Origin of the sequence: Rhizobium ecuadorense, assembly GCF_001187535.1 — a bacterium.
GTDB lineage: Bacteria > Pseudomonadota > Alphaproteobacteria > Rhizobiales > Rhizobiaceae > Rhizobium > Rhizobium ecuadorense.
Genome location: NZ_LFIO01000650.1, coordinates 1 through 487 on the forward strand (window position 1 = coordinate 1; position 487 = coordinate 487).

General features: G+C 56.1%; 1 protein-coding gene. It reads left to right on the forward strand.

Annotated features, from left to right (window positions below; all coding sequences use genetic code 11):
• Window positions 1-487 (forward strand): TipJ family phage tail tip protein (gene gpJ / locus AF337_RS12725; RefSeq protein WP_425287888.1); only part of this gene is annotated, 487 nt, incomplete at both ends.

Genomic DNA, 487 nt, shown 5'->3' on the forward strand with positions numbered 1-487 from the left:
TTGTCGGCTACGGGCCGATCGCCGTATCCGATTTGAAGATTGGTGAGACGCCGATATCGAAGTTCGAAAATCTGAACATCGAGATCATTGAGGACCACACCGCTACACCGCTTACGCTCTACACAAAGCCAGTCTATCAGGAGGACGTTTCCGTTCTCCTCGACGGTCCTACCGGATGGGTCGAGCGGACGACGGCGGACGACATCGACGAGATCTCGGTTGATGTGAGCGCGCCGAACGGAACCTATCGATACACGTCGAAAGGCAATCGCGTTTATTATACCGTGTGGGTGGAGGTTCAGTACAAACTCTCGACCAGCAGCACATGGCTCTCGCTTGGCACGATCGACCTGACTTCGAATTCACCGCAGGCGGTGCGCCGGACACTTGCCAACGGCGTAGCGCGCGGGAAGTATGATGTCCGCACCCGCAAATCCACACCTGATTACGAAGGCAAGGACAACGTCTCAGAGACGGTCTACTGGAC